Annotated in this window: 20 protein-coding genes, 1 tRNA gene and 3 pseudogenes; 10 read left to right on the top strand and 14 right to left on the bottom strand. The window is 71.0% G+C overall.

What is annotated here, in order from left to right; all coding sequences use genetic code 11:
• Positions 1-173 precede the first annotated feature (173 nt).
• The 3 genes and pseudogenes from ABZ854_RS24180 to ABZ854_RS24190 all read right to left on the bottom strand — a co-directional run.
• Complete coding sequence (locus tag ABZ854_RS24180) at positions 174-671, bottom strand: hypothetical protein (protein WP_361214305.1); 498 nt, start codon at positions 669-671, stop codon at positions 174-176.
• Positions 672-955: 284 nt separating this feature from the next.
• Entirely contained in the window at positions 956-1,153 is a 198-nt protein-coding gene (locus ABZ854_RS24185; protein WP_361214307.1) for a hypothetical protein, read from the bottom strand.
• Between the two features lie 349 nt (positions 1,154-1,502).
• Positions 1,503-1,812, bottom strand: a pseudogene (locus tag ABZ854_RS24190) (hypothetical protein); the annotation flags it as partial.
• A 141-nt stretch (positions 1,813-1,953) separates the two neighbouring features.
• Here ABZ854_RS24190 and ABZ854_RS24195 point away from each other — a divergent pair.
• A pseudogene (locus ABZ854_RS24195) lies at positions 1,954-2,543 on the top strand (site-specific integrase); the annotation flags it as partial.
• Between the two features lie 66 nt (positions 2,544-2,609).
• Here the strand turns inward: ABZ854_RS24195 and ABZ854_RS24200 are convergent.
• Both ABZ854_RS24200 and ABZ854_RS24205 read right to left on the bottom strand, forming a co-directional pair.
• Positions 2,610-2,685 (bottom strand) — tRNA-Arg (locus tag ABZ854_RS24200).
• A gap of 115 nt (positions 2,686-2,800) precedes the next feature.
• Positions 2,801-3,055: a winged helix-turn-helix domain-containing protein gene (locus tag ABZ854_RS24205; RefSeq protein ID WP_361214308.1), complete on the bottom strand. Its 255-nt coding sequence runs from the start codon at positions 3,053-3,055 to the stop codon at positions 2,801-2,803.
• A gap of 147 nt (positions 3,056-3,202) precedes the next feature.
• Between ABZ854_RS24205 and ABZ854_RS24210 the strand changes: the two genes are divergently transcribed.
• Positions 3,203-3,439, top strand: coding sequence for a hypothetical protein (locus ABZ854_RS24210; protein WP_361214310.1), 237 nt, complete (start codon positions 3,203-3,205; stop codon positions 3,437-3,439).
• A 266-nt stretch (positions 3,440-3,705) separates the two neighbouring features.
• Here the strand turns inward: ABZ854_RS24210 and ABZ854_RS24215 are convergent, their stop codons facing one another.
• Positions 3,706-4,983: a M6 family metalloprotease domain-containing protein gene (locus ABZ854_RS24215; protein ID WP_361214312.1), complete on the bottom strand. Its 1,278-nt coding sequence runs from the start codon at positions 4,981-4,983 to the stop codon at positions 3,706-3,708.
• Between the two features lie 353 nt (positions 4,984-5,336).
• Between ABZ854_RS24215 and ABZ854_RS24220 the strand changes: the two genes are divergently transcribed.
• Complete coding sequence (locus tag ABZ854_RS24220; protein WP_361214314.1) at positions 5,337-5,978, top strand: TetR/AcrR family transcriptional regulator; 642 nt, start codon at positions 5,337-5,339, stop codon at positions 5,976-5,978.
• Positions 5,979-6,237: 259 nt separating this feature from the next.
• Positions 6,238-7,782, top strand: a complete 1,545-nt coding sequence (locus ABZ854_RS24225) for an MFS transporter (RefSeq protein ID WP_361214316.1) — start codon at positions 6,238-6,240, stop codon at positions 7,780-7,782.
• A gap of 19 nt (positions 7,783-7,801) precedes the next feature.
• Here the strand turns inward: ABZ854_RS24225 and ABZ854_RS24230 are convergent, their stop codons facing one another.
• Entirely contained in the window at positions 7,802-8,311 is a 510-nt protein-coding gene (locus ABZ854_RS24230; RefSeq protein ID WP_361214318.1) for a MarR family transcriptional regulator, read from the bottom strand.
• Positions 8,312-8,469: 158 nt separating this feature from the next.
• Between ABZ854_RS24230 and ABZ854_RS24235 the strand changes: the two genes are divergently transcribed.
• Positions 8,470-9,237, top strand: a complete 768-nt coding sequence (locus ABZ854_RS24235) for a class III extradiol ring-cleavage dioxygenase (RefSeq protein WP_361214398.1) — start codon at positions 8,470-8,472, stop codon at positions 9,235-9,237.
• Between the two features lie 412 nt (positions 9,238-9,649).
• Entirely contained in the window at positions 9,650-10,648 is a 999-nt protein-coding gene (locus tag ABZ854_RS24240) for a sigma-70 family RNA polymerase sigma factor (protein ID WP_361214320.1), read from the top strand.
• Positions 10,649-11,359: 711 nt separating this feature from the next.
• On the opposite strand, the gene ABZ854_RS24245 is transcribed toward ABZ854_RS24240, so the two are convergent.
• Entirely contained in the window at positions 11,360-12,322 is a 963-nt protein-coding gene (locus tag ABZ854_RS24245; protein WP_361214322.1) for a WYL domain-containing protein, read from the bottom strand.
• Between the two features lie 179 nt (positions 12,323-12,501).
• Here ABZ854_RS24245 and ABZ854_RS24250 point away from each other — a divergent pair, with 179 nt between their 5' ends.
• The 3 genes and pseudogenes from ABZ854_RS24250 (at position 12,502) to ABZ854_RS24260 (ending at position 14,700) form a co-directional block, all read left to right on the top strand.
• Positions 12,502-13,950, top strand: coding sequence for an MFS transporter (locus ABZ854_RS24250; RefSeq protein WP_361214400.1), 1,449 nt, complete (start codon positions 12,502-12,504; stop codon positions 13,948-13,950).
• 134 nt (positions 13,951-14,084) lie between these two features.
• A pseudogene (locus ABZ854_RS24255) lies at positions 14,085-14,327 on the top strand (PTS lactose transporter subunit IIC); the annotation flags it as partial.
• Between the two features lie 112 nt (positions 14,328-14,439).
• Positions 14,440-14,700, top strand: a complete 261-nt coding sequence (locus ABZ854_RS24260) for a hypothetical protein (protein ID WP_129308578.1) — start codon at positions 14,440-14,442, stop codon at positions 14,698-14,700.
• Positions 14,701-14,867: 167 nt separating this feature from the next.
• Here ABZ854_RS24260 and ABZ854_RS24265 read toward each other — a convergent pair whose 3' ends face one another.
• The 4 genes from ABZ854_RS24265 to ABZ854_RS24280 form a co-directional block, all read right to left on the bottom strand.
• Complete coding sequence (locus ABZ854_RS24265) at positions 14,868-15,614, bottom strand: DUF6227 family protein (RefSeq protein ID WP_361214324.1); 747 nt, start codon at positions 15,612-15,614, stop codon at positions 14,868-14,870.
• A gap of 158 nt (positions 15,615-15,772) precedes the next feature.
• Positions 15,773-17,002, bottom strand: a complete 1,230-nt coding sequence (locus ABZ854_RS24270) for an Ig-like domain-containing protein (RefSeq protein ID WP_361214326.1) — start codon at positions 17,000-17,002, stop codon at positions 15,773-15,775.
• 122 nt (positions 17,003-17,124) lie between these two features.
• A complete protein-coding gene (locus tag ABZ854_RS24275) occupies positions 17,125-18,153 on the bottom strand; it encodes a P1 family peptidase (RefSeq protein ID WP_361214328.1) in 1,029 nt (342 codons plus the stop codon).
• Between the two features lie 101 nt (positions 18,154-18,254).
• Entirely contained in the window at positions 18,255-19,490 is a 1,236-nt protein-coding gene (locus ABZ854_RS24280; protein WP_361214330.1) for a low temperature requirement protein A, read from the bottom strand.
• 137 nt (positions 19,491-19,627) lie between these two features.
• On the opposite strand from ABZ854_RS24280, the gene ABZ854_RS24285 reads away from it, so the two are divergent.
• Complete coding sequence (locus ABZ854_RS24285; protein ID WP_361214332.1) at positions 19,628-19,804, top strand: hypothetical protein; 177 nt, start codon at positions 19,628-19,630, stop codon at positions 19,802-19,804.
• 19 nt (positions 19,805-19,823) lie between these two features.
• Here ABZ854_RS24285 and mscL read toward each other — a convergent pair whose 3' ends face one another.
• Complete coding sequence (mscL, locus tag ABZ854_RS24290) at positions 19,824-20,333, bottom strand: large conductance mechanosensitive channel protein MscL (RefSeq protein WP_361214334.1); 510 nt, start codon at positions 20,331-20,333, stop codon at positions 19,824-19,826.
• A 192-nt stretch (positions 20,334-20,525) separates the two neighbouring features.
• Entirely contained in the window at positions 20,526-21,161 is a 636-nt protein-coding gene (locus ABZ854_RS24295; protein WP_361214401.1) for a hypothetical protein, read from the bottom strand.
• Positions 21,162-21,211 lie beyond the last annotated feature (50 nt).

Here is a 21,211-nt window from a genome sequence, read left to right on the forward strand (position 1 = left end):
GTCTGCGGCCGCCGCTGTCCCCCCCCCGGCCGGCCCGGAAACTACCCCGAGGCTGCGCGGACTGACGCAGTGACCTGCCCGTGAAGGTGGAATCAGATCGCCGTACGGGTCCTGGCAACAGAGAATCGGACACACGCTACGAGCCATTTGCAGACGCTGGTTGATGGGCAGCTTCACGGGCTGCATCGGCAGTAAAGGTGGGCGCCCGCCATCTGCGCGCGGCGGGCCAGGGCCGTGAACATGGCGACCGCCTCCTTGGCGTGGAGGTAGTCGGCGAAGTCGACCTCCTCGATCTCGTACCACTGAGCCGCCACCATCGGCACTGCGTCCTCTGGGAGGGTGGCGAGGACATCCCGCCAGCGATCGGGGAGTTGTTCGAGCACCAGGCCCGTGTTCCAGGGCGAGTCAAGGTCGGTGGACTCACCCTCGGGGCACGGCGGTTCGGGCCAGATCAGTTCCGGCGCATCCTGCTCACCGGAGAAGGAGACGCCATGGGCGTACGCGACCAGTTGGGCCACCACGACGTTCGGGTCAAATCCCTTCGCGTCGATCCAGTCCGCGCCCGTCTCCTCCAGCGGTGTCCCGCGGAGCCAGTCGCCATCGGGGCCGATTGCCTGGGTAACCGCCGTGGCGTGGTCGATCGCGTGGAAGTAGTCGTACAACACGCCCATGTCGGTCTCCGTCGCTCACCGGTCCTGTTCTGTGCCGTAGTAGAGCATGTGGCACTGACAGCGGAGTGGCGGAGCCGTTCCTCTCGCCGGTGGCGGGGCAGTAGAAGAAGTGAAGGGCCGGGCTCTGACCTGCGGCTCTGGATTCGACCAACGCTGCGACCTGTGACTTAGCCGTCGGCGGTTGTCAGCGTTGGCTGTCGTTGAGCGCCCTTGGACGGCCCGCCGGCGGCCCCGGATTCGATCGAGCCGGCGTACGGCTCATGAACCGCAGCCGACGTCAGCCTTCACGGCTTCCACGAGTAGAAAACGTACATGAGCCCCTCCGAGCCGAACCCCGCGCCTGCCCACAGCAGGAACTTCGGGAACGTCGCTCGCTCTATGCCCTGCCGCCAGCTCGAGAACATCAGAAGGGCTATGAAGAAACAGAACAATCCGAAAAAGAGGAAGCAGCTTCCGATAAGCCAGATCAGAATGCCCACCATTTGTCCCCCTGAGTCCCGCACCGAGTCCTTGAGCGTACTAAGCCTGGGCGCCAACCGGCCATGGTCCAAGCTGTGACCCCGTGGGCGGTGGAGCGGCTTCGGCCGGGAGCTGCTTTGGCGCGAGTGATCATGGCCCCGTTAGCTTCCGGCGCGTCGGGCAGTCTGTGGACCTGCCCGGTAAAGCACGACGTTGGGGCCATGGTCTTCGAGGCTCGAGCCAAGATCGCTGGCTGAAGGCGCCAGTACACATCGGTGAGTTCTCCGCGTTGCTTGGGTATGCGCCTTGTCTCGTGCGTCTCCGCCACGCGATCACCTCACTGAGGGTCATGTGCTGTTGACGGCCTGGCGTGGGCTTGAACTCCTCTGAGCAAGGCGGGAGTTCGGCACTCTGGCGGTGTGCGAATGGCAGGAAGGCCATTGGTCGGATGGTCCAAGTGGGCGCGGGTGCCGACGTGTGTGACCGACACCGTGCAGAGCTCCGAGCGCAGTAGGTCTCGTCTGGTCTCCGTGCGGCCGTCGTGCAGCCACTCCCGCGCCTCGTCGGAAGCGTCCGGGTGCAAGGCCGGTGAGATCGTGCGGAGTGCCACCGTCACCCATCGGTCGGCCTGTGGTGCCGAGTAGGCGTCGAAGGATGCCAGGTGCCGGCCCCAGCTGCTCAGGAGGTCTTCGTTCCAGCACTCGCGCCGGAAGCCGCTGGGACTTTCCTGACGCAGCACGGATGACCTCCCCGGAGTGCTTTTGCGTACAGCTCCGCGGTGACTGTGTGGCCCTGGTCGCTGTCGTGGTCGAAGACCCGATCGGCGAGCCGCCCGCACCGACCAGCTCCGCGCGGCCTTCGCGCTCGCTGTCGGGGTGGGGCTGTGTCGGGGAGAGATCGTCGGGCTTCGCTGGTCGGACATCGACCTCGACAACCGGGTGCTCTACGTCCGCCAGTAGATGCAGCGTCGCCCTGGCGTCTTCCACCACGACGATCCGAAGAGCCGCTGCCGCCGTGCCGTTTCTTTCTGCCCGCCCTCTGCATCGCGCCCCTGCGCCGGCATCGCCGGCGTCAGGCGGCTGCTCGCGTGAAGGCGGGGGAGGGTGGCAGGAGTCCGCGTACGCCTTCACCACTCGGACAGGCCGCCCGGTCGAGCCGCGCAACCTCTACCGCTCCTTCACCCGCGTCGCCCAGTCCGCCGGCCTCCGCGTGATCCGGCTGCACGATGCGCGCCAGGGCACGGCGACCCTGCTCACGGCGGCCGGAGTGGCGCCCCGCGTCGTGATGGAGATTCTGGGGCACTCCCGGATCAGCATCACCACGGACCTGTACACCCACGTCGTCCAGGACACGCAGCGCGAGGCCATGAGCCACCTGGATCGGCTGTTGCGGAAGCGCCCCGGTCGTCAGTGACCGCCCCGCTGATGTCAAAAGTAGATGTCAAAGGCCCCGGACCACGATCGGTCCGGAGCCTTTGCCTGGTGCCCCCGGCAGGATTCGAACCTGCGACACCCGCTTTAGGAGAGCGGTGCTCTATCCCCTGAGCTACGAAGGCGGGGCGATGTCGGGAGTCCCCGGCAAAGTGGTCGCCGGGAAACCGGCTGACTGAGGAACAGGGTAGCGGATGCGGCCGCATGGGGGATGGAGCCTGGTGCGTCAGGCCCGCATGGCTAGCTTGGTGCGCCGGGGGAGCCGGGCAGGGGGTCGGAGGCGAAGGTGCCGAGGCCGACTTCGCCCCGGGTCCAACCTTTCTCCCGTACGTGGCGCATCGCCTTGGCCGCCGTCGCGTTGACGACGCTGAACTCTTGGGCGATCTCCAAGGTGGACGGCACGCGGCTGCCCGGCGGGTAGGTGCCGTTCTCGATGCGGCTGATGATCTCTGCCGCGATCTGCCGCCAGAGTGGACGGGTGCGATCAAGCTCCATCCGTTCAGCGTGGGTGACCACGGCTTTCCATGCATCCGTAGTTATCCACGGTTATCTATGGATATGGTGGGCTCGAAACGCAGCGGCCGCGGTGGGAAGCGGCTGCTTCCTCACCAGGGCCACAGACGACTGAGTAGGAGTCGACCTGTGCGCAGCCCAGTGGGCGCTGTCCTGGACCTCCTTTTGCCGCCGCGCGGCAGGCGCCGGGCCGGTGCCGTGCCGTCGTACCTCGCGGCGAGGTGGGCCGGTCAGGGGGTCCGGAGTCGGCCGCAGGTCGAGGTCGTCTTCGTTGACGGAGCCCCGCTGGTGCGGCCGTACCTCGTGCTGTGGGAGCGCGAGCGGGACGCCCTTGAGGGGTGCGTCGGCATCGGGGGTGCCGTATGAGCGGGTGTGGGCGGGCCCGCAGCATCGGGGTCGATCCGGCTACCGGCAAGGAGGCGTTCGTCGTCGCGCGGGACGGGGGGGGGTATCCGGAGGCGCTCGCCGATGTGCACGCTGTGGAGGCGGCTGCGGTGCTCCTCGCCGTGCTGGGGGCCGTGCTGGAGGCGGGGGATGAGGTGCCGGATCTTGAACTGGCCGCCTTCGTGCCGCCGTTGCACGCCGCGCTTGAGGAAATGTGTGCGGATGTTGGTGGAGAGGGCCGGTGTCTGCTAGCCCCGCGTCACCCGTACCCGGTAGTTCCCGTCCATGTCGGTTCCCAGGACCCGGATCGTCACGGCGTGCCGTACGTCCCTGAAGGACTCGCCCGGGGTGAAGGGGGCGTCGGAGAGTTCGGCCTGGACGTTGGGGCTTCGGGTGCAGCCGCCGCTGTTCGGGTGGGAGTCGTAGACCTTGACCGGGCCGCGGCCGGTGTCGATCGTGGAGTCGACCTTGTAGATGAGGATGCCCGGCCGGCACACGTCCTCGTCGTTGCCGCTCTGGGTGCGCAGTTCCAGGGCGTAGCCGGTGCGCCCGTCCAGCGGGACGAAGACGAGTTTCCCGCCGCCCGCCCGGGAGAGCGGGGTCAGGGTGTAGTCGGTGGAGCCGGAGCGGGCGGCGCAGGCGACCTGGGAGGCGTCCAGCCAGCCGAGTTTCCACTTGTGCCAGGCGAGCATGTCGTTGTCGGCGCCCCAGTCCTCGCTCATGATGTCCCAGTGGCCGACGGAGCCGCCGCCCGCCTGGGTGTAGAGGTCGGGCAGGCCGAAGACGTGGCCGTTCTCGTGGGGCAGGACGCGGTAGCCGGTCTTGGCGTAGGAGCCGGAGCCGTCGTCCTGGCGGGAGTAGACGAAGGACGCGTTGGCGATGGGCACGCCGTCGGCGACCGGGGCCTCGCTGTTGCCCGCGAACGTCACGGACAGGACCGTGTCGAGTGCGGAGGGGCCCGCGTTGGGGGTGACGAGCACGTTCAGCAGGTCGTACGAGCGGAAGTCCACCTTGGGATCGGCGGCGGCCACGATGTCCTGGACCAGTTGCCGGTACCCGGGGTCGAAGGGGGCGCCGCGCTCTATGCCGTAGGACCGGAAGGGTCTGGGCATGCGCAGCCAGGTGGGGATGGGGGTCTCGGGGCGGTAGTCGAGACGGCCGTACGACGCGGTCGCGAACCACTTGCGGGTCTGCGGGAAGAACTCGTGGAAGCGGCTGAGGGCGCTGCCCCGGCCCGGCGCGTCGGAGAAGTCGATCATCAGGGTGAGGGCGTGGACGGTGCCGGTGGAGGGGGCGTAGCCGCCCGGGGTGGGGATGCCCTCGGTCATCTGGACGCCGAGACCGCCGTTGATCATGCAGGAGGCGAGCGCGGGGGTGCGGGCCTGGCCGACGGGGCCCGCGGTGGTCGGAGTGGCCAGGTGGCCGGTGCCGGCCGCGGTGCTCAGCGCGAAGGTCAGGGCGGTCACGAGGGCGAGGGCGGCCACACGGCGCGGGCGTATGAGACGGCGGTGCGGCTGCGGCTGCATGCATGGACCCTTCGCTCCACGGCAGCCGCCGGTTTCCGACTGCACCCATGCGCTCACCCTGTGTCGCGGGCGCGGGAGGCGCGCGCTGGAGGCGACCGATCGTGGGATTTACAGCCCGCAGGGGTGTGAAATCGGGGTGAAGTGGGGTGAGTCGGCCGCCCGGAGGGCCGCCGTGTGTGCTGTGAGCCAGGTCACCGGAAATCTTTCCCGAGATGGGAAACAAACGGGGAGCCGTTCCCCGTTTAGCAGTGTGTCCGAACGAAACGGGGAGAGCTTCCCCGGATCGCCACCAGCTTCGAGAAGGTCGCCGGCCTCAGCCGGCCACCATCAGCCCAGCAGTCGAGGAGTCCGCCGTGCAGACCGCCACCCCCGTACAGCGCAAGGTGCCCCGGCCCCGCGCCGACGCCCTGCGCAACCGGGAGCGGATCGTCACCGCCGCCCAGGAGATGTTCGTCGAGCACGGCGCGGGGGTGCCGCTCGACGAGATCGCCCGCAGGGCCGGCGTCGGCAACGCCACGCTGTACCGGAACTTCCCCGACCGCGACGCCCTCGTCCGCGAGGTCGTCTGCACCGTCATGGACCGTACGTCCGAGGCGGCCGAGCGGGCCCTCGCGGAGGGGGACGCCTTCGCCGCGCTGGAACGCTTCGCGCACAGCGCCGCCGACGAGCGGATCAGCGCGCTGTGCCCGATGGTGTCCAGCACCTTCGACCAGCACCACCCCGACCTGGAAGCGGCCCGCACCCGGGTCGAGCACCTCGTCGAGGAGGTCATGATCAGAGCCAAGTCGGCCGGCCAGCTCCGCCCCGACGTGGGCGTCGGCGACCTGCTGATAGGCGTCGCGCAGATCAGCCGGCCCCCGGCCGGCACGGACTGCCTGGTCGCCGACCGCTTCGTCCACCGTCATCTGCAGCTGTTCCTGGACGGGCTGCGGGCCCCGGCCCACGCCGTCCTTCCGGGTACGGCCATCACCTTGGAGGAACTGCGTCAGTGCTGACCACGCGGACCGGCGGTCACTGAACCGCCCGGTCCGGCGGTCACCGAACCGAGTCCGGTCACCGTTTCGAGTCCGGCAGCGGAACCGAATCCGGCCGCGACCGACCACGCCGTAGCCGATGAGTCCGGGGGACGGCACCAGTCTCCCTCTGTGTACGCGCGCCGCGCCCGGCGCCCACCGCCTCACTGACCGCTGCCCCCACCCGACCCTGCCCTCACCTGCTCTTTTTCCGTCACGAAGTCCCGAAGTGGGTACCACCATGTCCGAAACAGCCCTCAAGGCTCCCGGCGCCACCGCCAACAGCGGCGACGCGAACCGCTGGAAAGCGCTCGTCTTCATCGCGCTCGCCCAGCTGATGGTCGTCCTCGACGCCACCATCGTGAACATCGCCCTGCCCTCCGCCCAGCAGGACCTCGGCATATCCGACGGCAACCGGCAGTGGGTCATCACGGCCTACGCCCTCGCCTTCGGCGGCCTGCTCCTGTTCGGCGGCCGGATCGCCGACCTGTGGGGCCGCAAGCGGGCCTTCGTCACCGGTCTGACCGGGTTCGCCGCGGCCTCCGCGCTCGGCGGCGCCGCCACCACCGGCGCGATGATGTTCGGCGCCCGCGCCCTCCAGGGTGTCTTCGGCGCCCTGCTGGCCCCGGCCGCGCTGTCCCTGCTCGCCGTGATGTTCACGGACGCCAAGGAGCGCGCCAAGGCGTTCGGTATCTACGGCGCGATCGCCGGTGGCGGCGGTGCCGTCGGCCTGATCCTCGGCGGCTTCCTCACCGAGTACCTGGACTGGCGCTGGACCTTCTTCGTGAACGTGCCGTTCGCGATCGTCGCCGCGCTCGGCGCGTACTTCGTCATCCGTGAGCCCAAGGGCGGCCGCAACCGCTCCCCGCTCGACATCCCCGGCGTGATCCTTTCCACCCTCGGCCTGGTCGCCCTGGTCTACGGCTTCACCCGCGCCGCGTCCGACGGCTGGGGCGACACCCTGACCGTCTCGATGTTCGTCGCCTCCGTGGTGCTGCTGCTCGCGTTCGTGCTCGTCGAGTCCCGGGTCAAGGCCCCGCTGCTGCCGCTGCGCGTGGTCCGCGACCGCAACCGCGGCGGTGTCTACCTCTCGCTCGGCCTCGCCATCATCGGCATGTTCGGCCTGTTCCTCTTCCTGACCTACTACCTGCAGATCGTGAAGGGCTACTCGCCGGTCAAGACCGGGTTCGCGTTCCTGCCGATGATCGTCGGCATGATCACGGGCTCCACCCAGATCGGCGCCCGCCTGATGACCCGGACCCCGGCCCGGCTGCTCATGGGCCCCGGCTTCCTGGTCGCCGGCATCGGCATGCTGCTGCTGACGCAGATGGAGATCGGGTCGTCGTACGCCGCTCTGCTGCTGCCCGCGATGCTGCTGCTCGGCCTCGGCATGGGTACGGCGTTCATGCCGGCCATGTCCCTGGCCACCACCGGTGTCGAGCCCCGGGACGCCGGTGTCGCCTCCGCGATGGTCAACACCTCGCAGCAGGTGGGCGGCGCGATCGGCACCGCCCTGCTGAACACCATCGCCGCGTCCGCGAAGACGTCGTACATCAAGGACCACATCGCCGGCGCCGCCTCCAAGCCGCAGCAGCAGCTGGTCGGGCTGCAGGGCATGGTGCACGGCTACACCACCGCGATCTGGTTCGCCGTCGGCATCCTCGGCCTGGCCGCGCTGATCGCCTTCACCTTCATCAACGCCGGCCGCCCAGGCTCCACCACGGTGGCCACGGGCGACGGCCAGGGCGTCGAGGACGAGGTGCCGGTGCCGGTGGTGGCCCACTGACCGGGCGTACGGCGACGGCTTAGCGGAGCCAGGGCAGGTCCGCACCCGCTTCGTTGGGCTGAAGGCCCTCGGCGACGATCTCCATGATCTCGCCGAGGGCCTTCTGCTGCTCCGGCGTCAGCCGCTCGAACATGGCCTGGCGTACGGCGTTCACATGGCCCGGCGCGGTCCGCCGCAGCACCTCCAGGCCCTCCTCGGTGAGCACGGCGAACTGGCCCCGCTTGTCGCCCGGGCAGTCCTCGCGGCGCACCCAGCCGTTCTTCTCCAGGCGCGCGACGGCGTGCGACAGCCGGGAGCGGGTGATCTTCGACCTCATCGCCAGCTCGGTCATCCGCAGTCGGCGGCGCGGCGCCTCGGCGAGGGTGACGAGGAGGCCGTAGTAGATGTGCGGCATCCCTGCGTCCCGCTGGAGCTGCCGGTCGAGGTGGTCCTCCAGCAGGGTCGTGGCGTGCAGATAGGCGCGCCAGACGCGCTGTTCGTCGTCGGTGAGCCAGCGGTGCCGGTCGGCGGGGTCCGTTGCCGTGTTCATGGGATCCACTGTACGGGGCGGGTTCTTGAAACTTGAACTAGTTGTGGGTGAGGCGTACGGTGGAGAGAAAAGTTTGAGAGTTAAAGGACTTTTCCTGGGGAGCCGCCGCCATGTCGTCCTTCGCCGCCGAGGAGCACCGCCCCGTCACCCCGGAGCGCATGCCCGCCCTGTACCTCAGCCACGGCGCCCCGCCGCTCGCCGACGACCCCGTCTGGCCCGGCCAGCTCGCCGCCTGGGCCGCCGGCCTGCCCCGCCCCCGGGCGATCCTCATGGTCTCCGCCCACTGGGAGGAGGCCCCGCTCGCCCTCGGCGCCACCGAGACCGTGCCCCTCGTGTACGACTTCTGGGGCTTCCCCGAGCACTACTACCGGGTCCGCTACGGCGCCCCCGGCGCGCCGGAGCTGGCCGACTCCGTCCGCAAGCTGCTGCGCGCCCCCGGCACCCCCGTCCAGGACATCGCCGACCGGGGCCTCGATCACGGCGCCTACGTCCCGCTCGTCGAGATGTTCCCGGCTGCCGACATCCCCGTCCTGCAGATCTCCATGCCCACGCTCGATCCCGCCCGCCTGATGGACATCGGCCGCAGGCTCGCCCCGCTGCGCGACGAGGGCGTGCTGATCGTCGGCTCCGGGTTCTTCACCCACAACCTGGCCGCCCTGCGCCACACCGGCGGCGGCGTGCCGAGCTGGTCCGCCGAGTTCGACGACTGGGGGCGGCGCGCCTTGGAGGACCGCGACTGGGACACCCTGCTGGACTTCATGGACAAGGCCCCGGCCGGCCGCTACGCCCACCCGCGCACCGAGCACTTCGCCCCGCTGTTCGTGACCATGGGCGCGGCCGAGGCCGCCGGCGAACTCGCCGACCAGAGGTCCGTGATCGACGGGTTCTGGATGGGACTGGCGAAGCGGTCGGTGCAGTTCGGCTGAGGGGCCGGCCAGGGGGGGGCGGGGAAGGGCGCGGTCCGCTGTCGCGGCAACCTTCCGGGGGAGTGGGCCGTCTACCGGTGTGGGAGAGCCGAGCAGCACAGTGGCGTGATGGGCGTCTCTTTCCGGCGGTGCCCACGGAGATCCACGGGGGCGGCGGGACGGGCGCGAATCCTCGCCTGACCTGCGCTTCCGTACGGTCCGGTGGCCGAGCGCAATCGTCGTGGGGCGACAGGGTACTGCAAGATCAGAAAAATCGAGGGGCGGGTTGGGAATTCTGTCCGGATTCCAGTCGTTGTTTCCATCGGATGCAGGGCACTCGGCCAGAGTTCCGGCAGACAGACCGGAGACCGCCCCCGAAGTGCCGAGCGTTCGTCAGGATCACCCGCCAGTCCACCATCGCAAGGGAGCACGCATGGCAACCCGTGCCGTCGCCCGTCGTCAGTCCGCCACCGGCGAGACAGGCGGCTCGGCAGGCAGTGTTCGCGCCCACGCCGGCGAGATCGCCGACCGCGACCTGGTCGGCATGTACCTCGACGAGATCGCGCGTACGCCGCTGCTGGACGCCGCCAAGGAGGTCGAGCTGTCCCAGACCATCGAGGCGGGCGTGTTCGCGCGGCAGGTTCTCGAAGGGGACGAGGAGACCAGGGCGGAAGCCTCCCGCGAGGAGCTGGAGGCGCTGGTCGCCGAGGGCGAGCGGGCCAAGGACGTCTTCATCCGCTCCAACCTCCGCCTGGTCGTGGCGGTGGCCCGGCGTTACCCGCGCAGTGGCCTGCCCCTGCTCGACCTGATCCAGGAGGGCAACGCGGGTCTGGTCCGTGCCGTCGAGAAGTTCGACTACCGCAAGGGCTTCAAGTTCTCGACGTACGCCACCTGGTGGATCCGGCAGGCCATCACCCGCTCCATCGCCGACCAGTCGCGCACGATCCGGCTCCCCGTCCACCTGGTGGAGGAGCTGGGCCGTATCCGCCGTGTCCAGCGGGAGTTCAACCGGGAGCACGGCCGGGAGCCGGAGCCGGCGGAGATCGCCGCCGAGCTGGGCTCGAACCCGGAGCGCGTCATCGACGTGCTGGACTGGGCCCGTGATCCGGTCTCGCTGAACATGTCCGTGGACGACGACGGTGACACGCAGTTCGGCGACCTGCTGGAGGACACCTCGGCGGTGTCTCCCGAGCAGTCGGTGCTCACGCTGCTGCGCAGCGAGGAACTGGACGACCTGATCGGCCGCCTCGACCAGCGCACGGCCTCCATCATCAAGATGCGGTACGGCATCGACGACGGCCGGGAGCGCACGCTGACCGAGGTCGGCAAGGAGCACGGCCTCACGCGCGAGCGCATCCGCCAGATCGAGAAGCACGCCTTGCTGGAGCTGAAGAAGCTGGCCCGCGACACCGGGTTCGACGCGGCGGCGTAGGCGGTTCGCCGACTGGTCCGGTGCCAGGTGACCGTTGGGGGCGGCCGAGTACGGTCCTCGCCGACACGACGGGGCGCGGTCTTGGCCTACGCGGCCGGGCGCGGTCCTCGCCCAGGCGATCGGACTCGGTCCTCGACCACGTGATCGGGCGCGGTCCTCGCCCACGCGGCCGCGTGACTCGGGGAGTTGTTCGCCGTAGCGGCACAAGCGGAGTGTGCCGTACCGGCGTACGCCGGGTGGCGAAAGACGGCGCAAACATGGCGCGGTACCGCCGCTTCAAGGCCGGGGTTCGCGGGAAAAACCCTCCAGGGCCCCGGAGTTGGGCCCTCACAGCACTCCCAGGACCGCACTCCCCCCACGGTTCACCAGCCTGACCCCAGCCCGCACGTCCGGTTCCACACCCCCACGCAGTACCGCACGGCCGGCCACCACCTGAGAGCCACGTCCCGACGCACATCCCCCCCGGCGTCGGGACCTTCCAGAGCCGGGCTTCGGCGCCTACCCCCCCCGGGCGCCGGAGCCCGGCTGTTCTTCGTGGGGGGCGCGACGGCGGGGCGGCGCGGGCCGTGGCAGGCGGCGGCGGGCGGGCGACGGAGGCTCCTGCGCGCCGAGTGTCGAATACGGCGGGCCACCCCGTACCTGAACGCCGGGGTGGCACCGCCGGATGCCAGATTCTGCCACATCGGCACCGCGTCTCCACCAGGCCCGGTTTCACCCCGCCGCCCGGCTCAGCCGCGCCCCCAACGCGCTTACGCACTCGACGAGTTCATCCGGCGACCGGACCGTGAACTCGTACCCCGTCATCGCCAGCCGCACCGCCAGCCACTCCACGGGGTCGCCCGACGTCCCGTGCAGCACGCAGCCGTCGGCGCCGTCCGCCTCCGGTGTCCCGAGCCAGGCCGGTACCCGTGCCGCAACAGACTCCACCGGCGCCGCGAACCGCACCTCGAACGCGTACGTCTCCTGCCGGCGGTGGATGGACTGCCGGAGGAACTCCGCCGCGCTGCCCGTCGGCAGCTCCCGGGGGGTGAACCGGGCCCCGGTCGCGAACGGCTCACTCACCCGATCCACGCGGAACGTGCGCCAGTCCTCGCGGTCGAGGTCGTAGGCGACGAGGTACCAGCGGCGACCCGTCGAGACCAGCCGGTACGGCTCCGTCAGCCGGCGCGACTCGCTGCCGTCCTTCGCCCGGTAGGCGAACCGCAGCCGTTCCCGGCCGGCCACCGTGGACGCCATGACGGTCAGCGTCTCGGGTGCGATGGTCGCCCCGTCGCCGCTGGTCAACGGGGTGGTCGCGGCCTGGAGCGTGGAGACCCGGTGGCGCAGCCGGGCCGGCAGCACCTGCTCCAGCTTGGCGAGCGCCCGTACCGACGCCTCGTCGACGCCCTCCAGGGCGTGTCCGGCGCCGGCGCGCAGGCCGACGGCGATGGCCACGGCCTCCTCGTCGTCCAGCACGAGCGGTGGCATCGCCTTGCCCGCGACCAGCCGGTACCCGCCGTCGGCGCCCATCGTGGCCTGCACGGGATAGCCCAGCTCGCGCAGCCGGTCGACGTCCCGCCGCACGGTACGGCGGGACACCCCGAGCCGGTCGGCCAGTTCGCCGCCGGGCCACTCTCGCGGGGTCTGGAGGAGGGAGAGGAGCTGGAGCAGCCGTGCCGGAGTGTCCGTCGTCATGCCATCGAGCATGCCCCATAAGTAGGACATGATCTGACCTACTGGGGTTCTAGCTTGTTCTCATGACCCCGAACGACAGCCACAACACCTCGCTTCCCGAGCGCGCGGCGCTTCCCGGATCCGCCGCGCCTGCCGAAACCGCGGCCGACCGGAGGCGGTGGTTCGCGCTGGCCATCGTCATGACGGCGGCCTTCATGGACCTCGTCGACGTGACGATCGTCAACATCGCGATCCCCTCGATCCAGAAGGACGCGGGCGCGAGCTTCAGCCAGATCCAGTGGATCACCGCCGGATACGCACTGGCCTTCGCCGCCGGTCTGATCACCGGCGGGCGGCTGGGCGACATCCACGGCCGCCGGCGGCTGTTCCTGGTCGGCATAGGCGGCTTCACCGTCGCCTCCGCGCTGTGCGGCTTCGCCGCGAACCCGGAGATGCTGGTCGCCTCCCGCATCCTCCAGGGCGCCATGGCCGCGCTGATGGTGCCGCAGGTGCTGTCGATCGTGCACGCCACCTTCCCGCCGCACGAGCGCGGCAAGGTGTTCGGCCTGTTCGGCGCGATCATCGGGCTCGGCGCGGTCTCCGGGCCTCTGCTCGGCGCGCTGCTGACCGAGTGGAACCTGTTCGGCCTCGAATGGCGGCCGATCTTCCTGATCAACCTGCCGGTCGGCGTCGTCGCCTTCTTCCTCGGCCGCCGCTTCATCACCGAGTCGAAGGCCCCCAAGGCCCTCAAGCTGGACCTGGTCGGCGTGGCCCTGGTGACGCTGGGCCTGCTGATGCTGCTCTACCCGCTCACCCGCGGCCGCGAGCTGGGCTGGCCGCTGTGGGGATACCTCTCGATGGGCGGCGCGGTCGTGGTGTTCGCGGCGCTGGTGGCGTACGAGCGGCGCAAGGCCGGCCGGGACGGCTCCCCGCTGATCGAACTGTCCCTGTTCCGGGTCAAGAGCTTCGCCGCGGGTATCGCCGTACAGACCGTTTTCGGTGTCGCGCTCGGCGTCTTCTTCCTGGTCTGGACGCTGTACATGCAGATCGGCCTCGGCTGGTCCCCGCTGCGCGCCGGGCTGACCGGGGTGCCGTTCTCGATCGCGGTGTCCACGGCGGCCGGGATGAGCGTGCAGAAGCTGGTGCCGAGGTTCGGCCGGAAGGTGCTCCAGGCGGGCGCGCTGGTGATGGCGGCGGGCGTCCTCATCTACATCTGGGAGGCGCACCGGTACGGCCAGTCCATCGCCTCCTGGCAGATGGCGCTGCCGCTGGTCGTGATGGGCGCCGGGATGGGCCTGATCGTCGCCCCGCTGACCGACGCGGTGCTCTCCGAGGTGCCGCGCGAGCACGCCGGGTCCGCGTCCGGGCTGATCAACACCGTGCAGCAGATGGGCAATGCGCTCGGCCTCGGCCTGGTGTCGGTGGTGTTCTTCGGGAGCGTCGGCGAACGGCTCACCCGCGACCAGGTCGGAGCGGCCTTCGTGCACGCCTTCCAGCACGCCCTGTGGTGGGTGGCCGCGATCATGGGCGTCATCTTCCTGCTGATGTCCGCGCTGCCGAAGCGCCCGGCGCAGCACGTGGAGGGCGGTGCGGCCGAGGAGCCCGCCTCCGCCGGGGCGGAGGAGCGGGAGCGGGAACTGGTGTCCTGAGCGGGGATTCGCAGCCCGAGGCCCGGCACCTAGCGGCGGTGCCGGGCTTCGTGCTGTCCGCGGGCCGGATCACTTCCGTGCGGGGGCGCGGGAGGGGAAGTCCGATCGCGCCCGGTTCGTTTCCGAACCTGTTTTCCGGCGCCCTGCCGATGGCCTTCGGCGCGACGCTGCGCGCCCCGCACGGCGGTGTCTTCGTGGTGCCGCTGATCGGCAACCCGTTCCTCCACCTGCTCGCCATCGCCGTCGGCACGTGTGTCACGGCGGGACTGGTGGTCGTCCTCAAGGGCAGGCGCGGGGCGCCGAGGGCAGCGGACGGCGACGTGGCCGTGGACTCCGGGGCGGCGGCGAGGGAGGCGCCCCCGCCGGTCGCGGCCTGACCCGGGCGGCCCGTCCCTTGTCCCTTTGGCGCGCTGTGAGTTGTTCACGGCACCTGCGAGATACGTCACGGTCCGGGACCAAAGTCCGGGGCCGTGGTGTGTACTGGGGGCTATGCCTGAGCATGTCTCGACTCTCCAGCTGGCCGGCGTGGTCTTTCTCGCCGTCGCGTCCCTGGCCTGGCTGATCGGGCTGACCCGCCTGGTTCGCCAGCTCTGCCGTCCCGGCGTCGAGTCCGCGGCGGGGTATCGCGCCGGTGCGCTCATGGGCCTGCCGCACCAGCGGCAGGCGGGGCCGCCGAGAGAGGTGGTCGAACTGACTCCGGCCGAACAGGACGCGTTCGCTGGATTGGTTCGGCGGCTCGGGCACGGGTGAGTATGGCGGCCGCCGAGTTCGGGGGTGTGCGGTCGTCTCTTCGGCGCGGGTCCGTCGTGGCTGGTCGCGCCCGCGCGGCGGAGCCGCATATCGACACAGCCCCGCGCCCCTTCGGGGCACGGCCCCCGGCCCCGGCCCCTGCGAGGCGCGGGCCGTTTCTGCCTCGGTCAGGACTGGCGAGTGGCTCGGTGTTCCATAGCTGTGCGGGCTGCTGTTTCTGTCGTGTAGACCTCGCACATGTGGCGGCCGTCGGGCGTGGCCGTGTGCTCGACCTCCCACAGGGAGACCTCGCTGCCGTCGGGGAGCAGGAACGCGTGCTCGTACAGGGCGAGGCTCAGGTTCGTCCGGCCGGTGCGGGCCGGGCGGCCGAACGCCTGGGTGATCTGGTGGCCCGCCGCGGTGGCCAGCAGGGCCGCCGTCTCGCGGTCCGGCCGGTCCGTGTTCTCCGCCCGGCGCAGCAGCCGGCGCACGTGGTCCGCGGAGTCCTCCGGCGCGTACACGTGCCGGGGCTCGGGGATCGCCGACAGCTGTGTGAGCACCGGCAGCTCGAAGTCCGGTGTGTGCGGGGGGAGCCCGAGCCGGCTCGTGGCCGTGTGCAGCTCCTCCTCGTCGACGTACACCTCGTGCTGCGCGCCGCCGCCCGGGGCGGTGTTGTGGACCAGCTCCCACAGAGTGACCGCCGAGCCGTCGGCGAGCAGCCAGGTGTGCCGGTACGTCTCCCGGTGCAGGCCCGCGCTGTGGTGCGCGGAGTGCAGCGAACTGTCGTGCGCCAGCGCGCAGTCCAACCGTCGCAGCACCTCGTCGGGCAGCTCGAAGGAGTTCAGGGCCCGGCCGAGCAGTCGCGCGAGGTGCTCCTCCGGAGACTCCGGCGACTCGGCGGGTTCGTACGCTGCCGTCTCGTACGGAACGCTCAAGGTTTCTCCCGGCATCGCTGCATGTCACCTTGTGGGTGCATACCGTAGCCCCTCGGTCGGACATCGTGCCCGGGAACCGGGAAAACGTCTGCCCGGAAAACGCGCGGGCCGCGCGAGAAGTTCCCGCGCGACCCGGCCCCGCCGTCAAACCCTGCCGGTCAGGTGGCACTTCCGGCGACCCAGGCGCTCCAGGACATGTTCCAGCCGTTGAGGCCGTTGTCCGGGTCCACCGTCCGGTCGTGGGAATTCTTCACGACGACGACGTCCCCGATGAGCGAGTTGTCGTAGAACCACTTGGCGTTGGTGGCGCCCTGGCCGCCCTTCACGTCCGCCATGCCGACGCAGCCGTGGCTGGTGCCCTCACGGCCGAAGGGCGGATTGCTCTGGCTGTACCAGTAGTTGCCGTGGATGAACGTGCCCGACCGCGTCAGGCGCATCGCGTGCGGCACGTCCGGGATGTCGTACTCGCCGCCCAGGTTGACCGTCCTGCTGTCCATCCGGGTCTGCTGGAACTTCTCGGAGATCACCATCTGCCCGTTGTACGTCGTGTGCTGGGGGCTGCCCGTGGAGACCGGCACGGTCTTGATCGTCCTGCCGTCCCGGACCACCGTCATGGTCTGGGTGCTGACGTCGACCGTGGACACCTGCGAGCGTCCGACGGTGAAGGACACCGTCTTCTTCTGCACGCCGGTGACGCCCTTCGCGCCCCGCACGCCCTCCAGGTCGATGTTCACCGTGACCTTGGAGCCGGCCTTCCAGTAGTGCTCGGGACGGAAGTCCAGCCGGTTGTTCCCGAACCAGTGGCCCACCACCTGCTGGCCGCTGCTGGAGTCGACCGTGATGTGCGACTGCACGGCCTTCTTGTCGGTGATCGCCTTGTCGAAGTCGAACCGCACCGGCATGCCCACGCCGACGGTCGTGCCGTTGTCCGGCGTGAACGTGCCGATGAAGCTGTTCGCCCGGGTGACGGTGGTGAAGATGGAGTTGGCCGCGGCGGTGAGCCCGTGCGCGTCCCTCGCGGTCGCCGCGATCTGGTACTTCGTGCCACGTTCCAGCTGGGCCTTCGGCTTCCAGCTGGTGCCGTCCGCCGATATCGCCCCCGCCACGGCCTGTCCCGACCCGGCGACCGTCATCTTCACATCGGTCAGCTTGCCGCCGCTGACCTTCACACCGGTCGCGTTGATGGACGCGTTGGTCGCCCCGTCCTCGGACGAGATGACGATCTTCGCCGTCGACGTCTTCGGGGTGTTCTCCTTGTGACTGCCGGTGGCCTTGCCGTCGTCGCTGGCGCTGGCGTTGCCGCCACAGGCGGTCAGGGTGAGGGCGCCGACCATCAGGGCGGCACAGGCCACCAGTGTGCGCCGTGCTGCGGTGTCCGGCGTTGTCACGGGCTGCTCCAGGTTGCTGTGATGTGCGTGGTCCGTCCAGGCGTCAGGAGAGAGGGCCGGGACACCGGGGGAGGTTCCCGCCGGTGACCGTCAGCGCCCTGACGTGACAGAACCGCGACAATTCACGGTCTGGAGCCGTACAACTCGCCGTACGACGGCCACACTCCACCGGGTCCGTCCACCGGCTCGGCCGCCCGGACCGCCCGGACGATCGCGCGGGTCACCAGGTCCGCGCCGGCCGCGAGGATCTCGTTGAGGGCCAGGGGGTGGCCGTCGAGCGGGCGGTCACCGGTCGCCAGGGCGAACACGGTGTCGCCGTCGTGCAGCAGGTGCACCGGTCGTACGGCGCGGGCGATGCCGTCGTGCGCCGTGCCCGCCAGTTTCTGCGCCTGCGCCTTGGACAGGTCCGCGTCGGTCGCCACCACGGCGAGCGTGGTGTTGAGCGGCGGCGGCGCGTTCCGGGCGGCGGCCCCGTCGAGCCGCCGCCGCGCGGCCTCGTGCACCGCCGCCCGCGGGTACTCCACCCGCCCCTGGAAGAACTCCCCGTACAGAGTGCCCGTTTCGGGGTCCAGCACCGATCCGGCGGCGTTTGCCACGACCAGGGCGGCCACGGTGATCCCCGAGCCGAGCAGCGTGCTCGCGCTGCCCACCCCGCCCTTGAGCCGCCCCGCCACGGCTCCCGTGCCGGCGCCCACACAGCCCTCCCGCACCGGCGCGCCGCGCTCGCTCGCCGCGGCCGCCTCCACCGCCGCGCGCCCCAGCGCGGCATCCGGACGGGCGCCGAAGTCCCCGCCCCGGCCGAGGTCGAAGACGCACGCGGCGGGCACCACCGGCACGACGTGCGCCGGGTCCACGCCGACCGGCACCCCGCGCCGCCGCTCCTCCAGCCAGGCCATCACCCCGGACGCCGCGTCGAGTCCGTATGCGCTGCCCCCGGTCAGCACCACCGCGTCCACGCGTCGCACCACGTTGCGCGGGTCGAGCGCGTCGGTCTCCTTGGTGCCGGGGCCGCCGCCGCGCACGTCCACCGCGGCCACCGCGCCGCCCTCCGGGGCGAGGACCACGGTCGTGCCGGTGAGCCAGCCGTCCCCACGGCGATCGGCGTGCCCCACGCGCAGCCCGGCCACGTCCGTCAATGCGTCCACTGTCATGGGGGCCAGTCTGGCGCAGCGGCGGAGGATGACGGCGAGGCCGTCGTGGCCCGCCGCTCCACGGGTTGTCGGCGTCGCCCGGGCCCGGGGACCCCGTCGGGTCAGGCCGCCGGTGTGGTGGGCAGGGTCCGGTTCCGGGAGGCCATGCGGGCCGTCAGGGTGGTGCCGGTGGCGACCGCCGCGGCCGACACGAGTCCCGCCGCGAGGACCGCCCAGGTGCCGAGGAAGGTGCAGCAGATCACCAGCAGCGCCGTGCCCGGCAGCACCAACTGCTGGGCGATGCCCACCTTGAAGTGCCGTGAGTGCAGCACCCACACGGTCAGCAGGTACAGCGCCGTCGGCAGCGTCACCGCGGCCGAGGCGGACAGCGTGGAGATGTGCGCCGCGCCGACCGCCTGCTCCACCGCCACCTCCAGCCCCGCCCCGATCGCCGCGGCCGACGCGAAGATCAGGTAGTGGCCGTAGCCCCACAGGAACGCCTGGCCGTTGGAGCGCAGGTGTCCGTGGATCGGCACCACGAAGTAGATCCACCACGCGGCGAACACGATCAGCAGCCCGCCCGCCGCGATCGGCAGCAGCTCGCCCAGCGCGTCGTGGTCGTCCACCGCGGACTTCACGGCGACCGTGGCCCCGGCGATGCTCTCCCCGAGCACGATGATCGTGAACAGGCCGTACCGCTCGGCGATGTGGTGCGGGTGCCAGGGGGTCTCCTGGGCCCGCTCGGCGAAGACCGGCACCGCCAGCTCCACGATCACCATCACCAGGAACGCCCAGGGCCGGGCCGGCTCCGGCAGCAGCACCAGGCCCAGCCAGCCGACCTGGCACAGCAGCACCCCGGCCGCGTACCTGAGAGCCACGGTCCGTTCCGCGCCGGCCGCCGACCTCGCGGCCCTCAGCCACTGCGCGGCCATCGCCACGCGCATGATCAGGTAGCCCAGCCAGACCAGCAGGAAGTCGTGGTGGTCGAAGGCCCGGGACACACCGGCCGCAAGCACCAGGACACCGGCGATCTGCACCAGGGTGACGACCCGGTAGAGCGCGTCGTCGTTGTCGTACGCCGACGCGAACCAGGTGAAGTTGACCCAGGCCCACCAGATGGAGAAGAACACCATCGCGTAGTTGAGGATCCCCGCCCCCGCGTGGCCCTCGGCCACGGCGTGCACCAGCTGCACACCCGCCTGGGCGATCGCCACGACGAAACACAGGTCGAAGAAGAGTTCCAGCGGGGACGAGACGCGGTGCGGTTCGTCGCGCCCGCGTGCGGTCAGTCGGCGCAGGGGCCCCTGGCGCTGGGGTGCGCTCGGTGAGGCGGAGGCGGCAGCGGAACTCGACGTCATGCCCCCAGGACAGCAGAAATCCGGGCCGAAATCCTGTTGCCGGATTCACAAGCGCACAAACGGATGGACTGCCCTGGGCCCCTGGCCGCCCGTCTCGTACCCCCGGTGGGCCGGAGGGAGGGCCGTACCCTTGAGGCATGAGTACCGCCCCCGAGCCCGCGCCCCGCGACCCGAAGGCCGCGCTGATCTTCGACGACCCGCTGAACCAGCAGTCCTCGGACGACACCGACCGCGGGTGGGGCGAGCGTGGGAACGCCGACAGCGCGGCCGACCTGAAGCGCTTCCTCGACGAGAAGCCGCCCCACCACCTCTGAGCGACCGCCCGGAGAGCGCTCAGCGGGCGTCGTGCCGGGGGCCCCGCTGGTTGATGATCGCGTCGTGCTGCCCACCGCGCTGGGCGACCAGCGCGTCCCGGATCTCCTTGAGCACCTCCAGCTCGGTCACCTCGACGATCTCCTCCGTCGCAGGAACGCCCTCGCGGGCCTTGCGGCGGGTCTCCTGCCGGGCCAGGTACTTCGCCATCGGCAGGACCATCAGGAAGTAGACCACCGACGCGGTCACCAGGAACGTGAGCGTCGCGCCGAGCACGGAGCCCCACATCAGCTGGATGCCGTGCGTCCCCTTGCACGAACTGCTGAGGCACGTGCTGTAGTTGTCCAGGTTCTGCGTGCCGACCGCGCCGACCAGCGGGTTGATGAGTCCCTTCACCACCGAGTTCACGATGTTCGTGAAGGCGGCGCCGATGACCACCGCGACCGCCAGATCGACGACGTTGCCGCGCATCAGGAAGGCCTTGAAGCCCTGCAAGACGCTCGTTTCCGTCTTCTCCTTCTTCGCGCTCACCTCGGGGACTCTCCTCGTATCGACAGGGTGTGGAACAAAGCGCTCCGCAACATACGGCACCGGGCGGCCGTCGTGTCCAATCCTGTAGCTCGATCGTGGGGCCGATCGAGGGACCGGCCGAGGGACCGATCGGAAGGCTGATCGCGGGTCCCGCCGGGGGGCCGTCGAGCGGACGGGGCCGTGGGGTCGGGGTCAGCACAGGGTCACCGCCAGCCGTGCCGTCGCGCCCACCAGACGCGCCGCCGCACCGCGCGGCACCGACAGCACGACCAGCGCGCCGTCCCCCTCCGTGCCCGCCAGGGGCTCGGGGACCTGCGCCACCCGCACCCCGCGCGCGATCACCCGCGCCCGGCCTCCTGCCGCAGGATCCTCCGCAGCGATGACATCCACCCGGTCGCCGGGGCGCAGCAGCCGGACGGTCGCCGCGTCCGCGATCCGCACCGGCGCCGTCACCATCCGTGCGCCGACGGAAGCGACGGCCGCTCCCGGAGGGCCGGGCCGCTGGGCGGGCCGGGCCACGGGACGCCCACGGGCCCGCTCGGCGGGGTGCGGGTCCGCGGAGGTCCGCGGGCCGGCCGCCACCAGCGCCGCCGCGGTCACGACGAGACCGGCGGCCACGGCCCGCCCGCGCCGCCGTACGAGACGCTGCAGCCGGTACCGCCCGCCGCGCACCCGCACGGGCGCGAAGTCCGGGACCTCACGGGTCGCGGGCGCGTCCGTGCCGAGGGGACGCGGGAGGCGGCCAGGCGGCCCGGCGGGGGAGTGCGGCAAGGCCGAGGAGGACCAGGACGGGGAGGAGAGGGAGGAGAGGGAGGAGGGCGAGGACATGACGGGCATGGGGGTCACCGCCTGCGACGAGGGATTCGGTTGGCCCTGCC

The sequence above is a fragment of the Streptomyces sp. NPDC047028 genome (assembly GCF_040644095.1).
GTDB lineage: Bacteria > Actinomycetota > Actinomycetes > Streptomycetales > Streptomycetaceae > Streptomyces.